Here is a 7,244-nt window from a genome sequence, read left to right on the forward strand (position 1 = left end):
CCTTTGGCGCTGGCGCACGTCAGAAAAACAGTCTCGCCTAGTGGCTACCGGGGACTACGCGCCTTCGATTCTCTCTCCTTGGCGCGCAGCGGATGAGTTCGTTGTCCTGCTCTCTGACCTGGAGCACCCGGCTGACGCCGGTGCTGTTGCACAACGTATTCTTGAGCAGTTCGACGGTGGCTTTGAAGCGGGTGGTCTGGTCCACCCTATCTATGCCAGCATCGGGATTGCTGTCGCGCAGAATGAGTCAGGAGAGGAATCCACATTATTAAGAGACGCTGAAATCGCAATGAACGAAGCAAAGCGTGCTGGTGGTAATACTTTCCAGTTTTTCACCGATGAAATCTCGCCAATAGTGCACAGGAGTCAGAAAATAGAGAGCGGCCTGTCCGAGGCGATTGAGAGTAAAAGCTTCCATCTCGTCTACATGCCGATTTACGATTGCCAGACACTCAACATTGTCGGTATTGAAGCCCTGTTACGCAGTAACCATCCATCGCTTGAAGGTATTGGTCCGGACGAATTCATTCCTGTTGCCGAAGCAAAAGGGCGTATCAAATGGCTCGATGCATGGGTGCTCGAGAATGCCCTGCAAGAATTAACAAGCCTGCAACAGCTTGGTTTTGATGGCGTACTATGCGTCAACATGTCTGGTGCCGAACTGCACACAGATAAATACCCCGGGATAGTTGCAAACACTCTCAAAAAGCATGATATAGACCCAAAATATCTTGAAATCGAGATAACCGAGACAGCGCTGGTTGCAGATAATGTCAAGAGTGTCGAGATACTCCGGCGCCTGAGAGAGCTGGGCCTTACACTGTCGCTTGATGATTTTGGTACCGGTTACACCGCATTCAGCCAGTTGATCAACTATCCGATCAATAGCCTGAAGATAGATCGCTCATTTGTCGCCGGTATTTTCAGTAAAGATGATACACGCAGAAAAATGGTGGAGATCATTCTGAATCTTGCCGAAATCTATAAACTGCGTATCGTGGCTGAAGGCGTGGAAACCCGGGAACAGTTTGAATACCTGAAAAACATTGGCTGTCACCAGGCCCAGGGCTACCTCTTCTCCAAGCCCCTGCCAGCATCGGAGCTGGTACTCCTGCTTGAAAAACAGGAACATTCAGAAGCAATCTAGAGCCTGTTTACCACGCTGGATATCGCATCCGTCACCTTATGCAGTTGCTCAGTCTTCATAACGTAGGGCGGCATCGCATAGAGCAGTTTTCCAAATGGTCTGAGCCAGACACCTTCACCAATCAGTGCTTCCTGTACGACTGAAACATTCAGCGACTCTTTCATCTCAACCACACCTATGGCACCAAGAGAACGTACATCTGCAACTGCATCAAGAGTCCTTAGTGGTTCCAGTGCATTGCTGAAATGTGACTCGATTAACTGCACGCGATTCTGCCAGGGGCTCTCGAGCAACAGCTCGATACTGGCATTGGCAACCGCACAGGCGAGCGGGTTTGACATGAAAGTCGGTCCATGCATAAAAACCATGTCATCACTGCAAACGCCTTTGGCCACTTTGTCTGTGGTCATGGTCGCAGCGAGTGTCATGTAGCCACCTGTGATCGCCTTGCCGACACAGAGAATGTCCGGAACCACGTCTGCATGTTCGTACGCGAATAATTTACCGGTACGACCGAAGCCCGTCGCGATCTCATCGAGTATCAGTAGTACATTATGTTGATCGCACAGTTCACGTACCTTGCGCAGGTAGTCCGGATGGTAAAAACGCATTCCCCCCGTACCCTGCACGATCGGTTCGAGAATGACTGCAGCAATCTCATGACTGTGCTTGTCGATTAATTCAGCAAAACCGGAGATGGCATCATCCGACCAGGGTTGGTCCGGAGCGATGTCAGGTCGTGGCGCGAACAACTGCTGTGGCAACATACCCTGAAACAGCTGGTGCATACCGCCAACCGGATCACACACGGACATGGCGCCAAAGGTGTCGCCATGGTATCCGCCACGCACAGTGAGAAAACGCTGTTTGGCTGGCTTGCCAACACCCTGCCAGTATTGCAGCGCCATCTTCAGCGCTACCTCGACGGAGATTGATCCGGAATCGGCCAGGAAAACATGCTCAAGTGGTTCTGCCGTCATGGCAACCAGCTTTTGTCCAAGTTCGATAGCCGGCTGGTGCGTGAGCCCACCAAACATCACGTGCGACATGGCATCAATCTGCTGCTTTGCAGCCTGGTTGAGCTGCGGGTGGTTATAGCCGTGAATGACGCACCACCATGAAGCCATGCCGTCAATGACCTGACGTCCGTCGTCAAATGTCAGCATAACCCCGTCTGCTGATGAGACGGGGTATACAGGAAGGGGCCTGGTCAGGCTTGTATAGGGATGCCAGAGATGGTCGCGATCAAAGTCACGCTTGGCCTGATCGAGTTGCATTGCAAAGATCGCCCTATTTCTTGCTCTTCTTGTTTTTACTACTTTTTTCTTTGCTTTTACCTTTGTTTTGTCGGCTTCAGCCTGTTTCTTCAGCTTCTTTTTCAGCGCCTTTTTCGCCTTTTTGATCGCATCTTTTTTGCGTAAAGCGTCTTTCGCCCTTTGCTTGGCATATTTCTCCAGCTTCTCCCGTGTATCACGGTTTTCACTGCGCATTTCCTTAATCGCGTCTATAGCCTCATGACGGGCCTTTTTCGCTTTAGTTGCAGACCGGGATGCCTGTATTGCAGCCTTTGTAGCCTTTGCGGCAGACTTCTCTGCTTTTTTGATAGCAGCCTGAAGTTCAACCACGCGTTTACGGCTCTTGGTGCTGCTGTTTTTTACACTCGCCATTACGCCTCCCCTTTGCCATAGACCGTTTTCACAGAACCGCAGATCAGGGGGTCCGGCTCACTGGCGATGGAGGTATCCTTGTCAGGGTAGTCGAGGTTGTAGAGAAAATGACGCATACATGCAAGACGCGCACGCTTCTTGTCATCCGACTTAATCACTGTCCAGGGTGCATCTGCAGTATCTGTGTAGAAGTGCATCGCCTTCTTTGCTTCAGTATATTCATCCCAGCGGTCGAGTGACTGGATATCGATCGGACTCAGTTTCCAGTGCTTCAGCGGGTCATGACGACGCGAGTGAAAACGGCGCAACTGTTCCTGCTGTGTAACCGAGAACCAGTACTTGTAGAAGATGATCCCGGAACGTACCAGCATACGCTCGATCTGAGGCGCCTGGCGCAGGAACTCAAGATACTCTTCATCGGTACAGAAGCCCATAACACGCTCTACACCGGCACGGTTGTACCAGGAGCGGTCAAAGAAGACCATTTCACCCTTGGTAGGCAGATGCTGGATATAGCGCTGGAAATACCATTGACCAACCTCTCTCTCGTTCGGTTTTTCGAGAGCAACCACGTGTGCGGCACGAGGATTCAAGTGCTCCATAAAACGCTTGATCGTTCCACCCTTGCCCGCAGCGTCTCGTCCTTCAAAGACACCAAGAACTTTCTGACCCGATTCCTTAACCCATGCCTGAACCTTGAGCAACTCGGTCTGCAGCAGGCGCTTCTCATGCTCGTATTCTTTTGTCGTCATCTTTTCAGGATAGGGATACTCACCCATTTCGTAGCTGATACGAAGCAGCTCTTTTGCAGAAATAACGCTGGGTGATTCGAGCACTTTCTTTGGATTGGTGAGTTTTTCCATCACCTTTTTCAGTTCTTTATCAGGGACGTTGCTGGACATCTCGAGTCGCTCCTTTTTTTAGTCAATTTTTTAGGCGTCAAACTAATTATTATAGTGTATATAATCGATTGTTTTGATCGAAATCAGGTTTTCTTATGCACCAATCGGTAATCCGCTTGGGCGAGGTAATCTCTTTCACGTTTAAGATCAACATTGGTCAAAGGATGAGCATCAAGCCATCCATCGGGAAAGGTGAGCCTGACCTGCATACCATCGACATCAATCCCAACTTCAGGTCCCGATTCACGCGGACGACCCCGATGCAGCAAAGCGGCCAAACGTAAAATAACGCAAAGCCTTGAACCCGGAGTCTGCGCGGTTTCAACCAGTTCCAGAAAAGTATCGAATCGGAATTTCTTGCGGTGATTGAGAACCAGTGTGGCAAGCAACTCTTGCTCAGGACGTGAAAATCCGGGCAGATCAGCATTTGCAAGAATATAGGCACCGTGCTTCTGAAAACTGCTATGCGAAACCTGTAAACCGATTTCATGCAGCAGGGCCGCCCAGCGCAGCATCCTCTCACGCTCCTCACCCAATTCCCACTGATCAGCAACCTGATTGAAAAGCTGAAATGCAGTTGCTGCAACTGCTTCAGCATGCGGTCGGTCGATACTCCAGCGCTTCAGAGCAGAATCGACAGTTGCGTCACGCACATCCTCGCGGTTGATACGACCGACAAGATCGTAGAGAAGACCTTCGCGCAGGGCAAGGTCCGAAACACGCATATGCGATATATTCAGCGCCTCGAATACGGCAATCAACACTGCCAGACCACCCGGTAGCACAGGCGCCCTGTCCTCTTTCAGTTCCACCAGGCTAAGACGGCTGATATCTCCCTGTTCGATAACAGCTGAACGCATTTCGTATAACGCATCGAGTGTCAGTCCGCTATCACACCAGCCCTCCGCCTGGGCGATATTTCTGATCGCCTTGATAGTACCCGAGCAGCCAACTGCTTCTTGCCAATCGCGCTTACGGAATTCATGTGCATATGGGTGGATCGTCAGACGCGCAGCCATTTCTGCCTTTGCCATACGTGCTTCGGAGATTTTACCATCCTCGAAATACTCCCGGCTGGCACTAACACAGCCTATATGCAGGCTCTCACGAATCTCGCTGGCCGCTCCTTCACCGACAATCAGTTCTGTACTGCCACCACCAATATCGACGACCAGGCGTTTACCTTCACGTGTTGCCCGCCCATGGGCAACGCCAAGAAAGATTATTCGCGCCTCTTCCAGTCCCGAGATAATTTCAATCTCATGGCCAAGCATGCGTTCCGCCTTGCTGACAAAGGACTTGGAGTTTTTCGCGACGCGCAGAGTATTGGTTCCCACCACGCGCACTGAACCACGCGGCAAATTTTTGATACGCTGTCCGAAACGCTCCAGGCAGTCGAGTGCTCTTTTGCGCGTCTTTTTGTCGATTTTGCCATTCTTGTTAAGGCCACCACCAAGCCGGACCGACTCGCGCAATTTATCAAGAACTGTGAGCGTGCCTGTTTCATCCAGGCGCGCAACAATCATGTGGAAACTGTTTGATCCCAGGTCGATTGCCGCGACTACATCCGGCTTGTCCTGTTGCATTATTCATCCTGCAGAAAATAATAATAATTCAAGGTCAATGATGCGTGATTTAACATCTTTAAGCAAAAGTTGAATCTCACGATTGATAAATTGATAAAAAATCAATAAGATGACCGGTTTTTCCCGCCCAATAAGGCGGAAAAACAGATAAATGCACTCCATTTAAAAGTGGTGCGGAGAGAACGACCGATGACCGGGACCCTGATGACAACCTATGCGCCCTTGCCTGTCACCTTTGAAAGGGGTGAAGGCGTGTGGCTGTGGGACACGCAAGGCGAACGCTACCTGGATGCAGTTGCCGGTGTTGCAGTATGCAACCTGGGTCACGCTCACCCGGCAGTAGCAGACGCAATCTGCACACAGTCAAAGCAGCTGATGCATACATCCAACCTCTATGGTATTGCCAACCAGGAGCGCCTCGGTGATGCGTTGACATCTTTAAGTGGTATGGACCGCGTCTTCTTCAGCAACTCGGGTGCCGAGGCCAATGAGGCAGCAATCAAGCTGGCGCGCCTCTATGGCAACAAGCGCAACATCAGCAATCCGACCACGGTAGTAATGGAACAGAGTTTTCATGGCCGCACCATGGCAACGCTCACGGCAACTGGCAACCGCAAGGTACAGGCTGGTTTTGAACCACTACTGAAAGGTTTTGTTCGCATCTCCTACGGTGACCTGGATGCACTCGAAGCACTCTCCGGCAACCCTGATATCGTTGCCGTACTTGTTGAGCCTGTGCAGGGTGAAGGCGGCGTCAACATTCCGCCAAGCGGTTACCTGTCAGGCATCAGGGCACTTTGCGACAGCAACGAATGGCTCATGATGACTGACGAGATCCAGACCGGCATGGGCAGAACAGGTCGTAACTTCGCATGCCAGCATGAAGAAATACTCCCCGATGTCATGACACTCGCCAAGGGCCTTGGTAACGGCATGCCCATCGGCGCCTGCCTCGCCCGTGGTGAAGCGTCCGAACTTTTTGCCCCCGGATCACACGGTTCAACCTTCGGTGGCAACCCGCTGGCCTGCGCTGCGGCACTTGCTGTCATCAATGTCATGAACAATGAATCGATTGCAGAAAATGCCGAAAAGCTCGGCGAATATATCAGCAACAAGCTGTTTGATGCGCTTGATAGTGATGATGCGGTAATTGCAATCCGTAACCTCGGCTGCATGATCGGTATCGAGCTGGCATATCCTTGCGCTGAACTGGTGCGCTTGGCCTTTGAACAGAAACTGCTCATCAATGTCACTGCAGAACGTGTCGTGCGCCTGCTGCCGCCCCTGACAATGACATTTGCAGAAGCTGACCAGCTGTGTGACACGCTGGCTTCACTCATTCAACAATTTCTTGCTTCGCAAGATTAATAATTAGTAACTCGCAATGACTCAAAAACGCCATTTTCTTACCCTCAACGATCTCAGTTCCGAAGAACTGCGCCAGCTTATTCAGCGCGCATCTGAACTGAAACAGATGAGAAACGCCGGTGAGGACTATCGTCCATTCGTCGGTAAAACCCTCGCGATGATTTTCGAAAAGTCGTCAACCCGCACCCGCGTTTCATTTGAATCCGGCATGGCACAATTTGGCGGCCATGCACTGTTTCTCTCTCCGCGCGATACACAACTTGGTCGCGGTGAACCAATCGAAGATACAGCACGCGTCATCTCTCGCATGGTCGATATCATCATGATTCGTACTTTCGAGCACGACAAGGTAGAACGCTTTGCGGAATATTCGGATGTACCTGTCATCAACGGCCTGACTGACCTTGTTCACCCTTGCCAGTTACTCGCTGACATGCAGACCTGGCATGAACACCGCGGTGATATTAAAGGTAAAACAGTCGCGTGGATCGGTGATGGCAATAACATGTGTCACTCTTATATCAATGCAGCGATCCAGTTTGATTTCCAGCTGAATATTGGCTGCCCTGAGGGT

The 7,244-nt window shown here is 51.0% G+C and carries 6 protein-coding genes; 3 read left to right on the forward strand and 3 right to left on the reverse strand.

All coding sequences use genetic code 11. The features are described 5' to 3' along the window. A partial coding sequence (locus tag BOW51_RS05460) for a putative bifunctional diguanylate cyclase/phosphodiesterase (protein ID WP_135568075.1) occupies positions 1-1,147 on the forward strand: 1,147 nt, incomplete at its 5' end. Here the strand turns inward: BOW51_RS05460 and bioA are convergent. The 3 genes from bioA to ppx all read right to left on the reverse strand — a co-directional run bounded on the left by bioA (position 1,144) and on the right by ppx (position 5,302). Next, complete coding sequence (bioA, locus tag BOW51_RS05465; protein WP_078476815.1) at positions 1,144-2,424, reverse strand: adenosylmethionine--8-amino-7-oxononanoate transaminase; 1,281 nt, start codon at positions 2,422-2,424, stop codon at positions 1,144-1,146. The genes BOW51_RS05460 and bioA overlap by 4 nt on opposite strands. Before the next feature lie 389 nt (positions 2,425-2,813). After that, positions 2,814-3,716, reverse strand: coding sequence for a polyphosphate kinase 2 (gene ppk2, locus BOW51_RS05470; protein ID WP_370738156.1), 903 nt, complete (start codon positions 3,714-3,716; stop codon positions 2,814-2,816). A gap of 83 nt (positions 3,717-3,799) precedes the next feature. Then, positions 3,800-5,302, reverse strand: a complete 1,503-nt coding sequence (gene ppx, locus BOW51_RS05475) for an exopolyphosphatase (RefSeq protein ID WP_078476813.1) — start codon at positions 5,300-5,302, stop codon at positions 3,800-3,802. Positions 5,303-5,491: 189 nt separating this feature from the next. Between ppx and BOW51_RS05480 the strand changes: the two genes are divergently transcribed. Both BOW51_RS05480 and BOW51_RS05485 read left to right on the forward strand, forming a co-directional pair. Further along, a complete protein-coding gene (locus BOW51_RS05480; RefSeq protein ID WP_078476814.1) occupies positions 5,492-6,670 on the forward strand; it encodes an aspartate aminotransferase family protein in 1,179 nt (392 codons plus the stop codon). Positions 6,671-6,686: 16 nt separating this feature from the next. Further along, the coding region (locus BOW51_RS05485; RefSeq protein ID WP_503167667.1) for a Rossmann-fold NAD(P)-binding domain-containing protein at positions 6,687-7,244 on the forward strand (558 nt) is incomplete at its 3' end.

Origin of the sequence: Solemya elarraichensis gill symbiont (assembly GCF_002021095.1) — a bacterium.
Lineage (GTDB): Bacteria > Pseudomonadota > Gammaproteobacteria > Chromatiales > Chromatiaceae.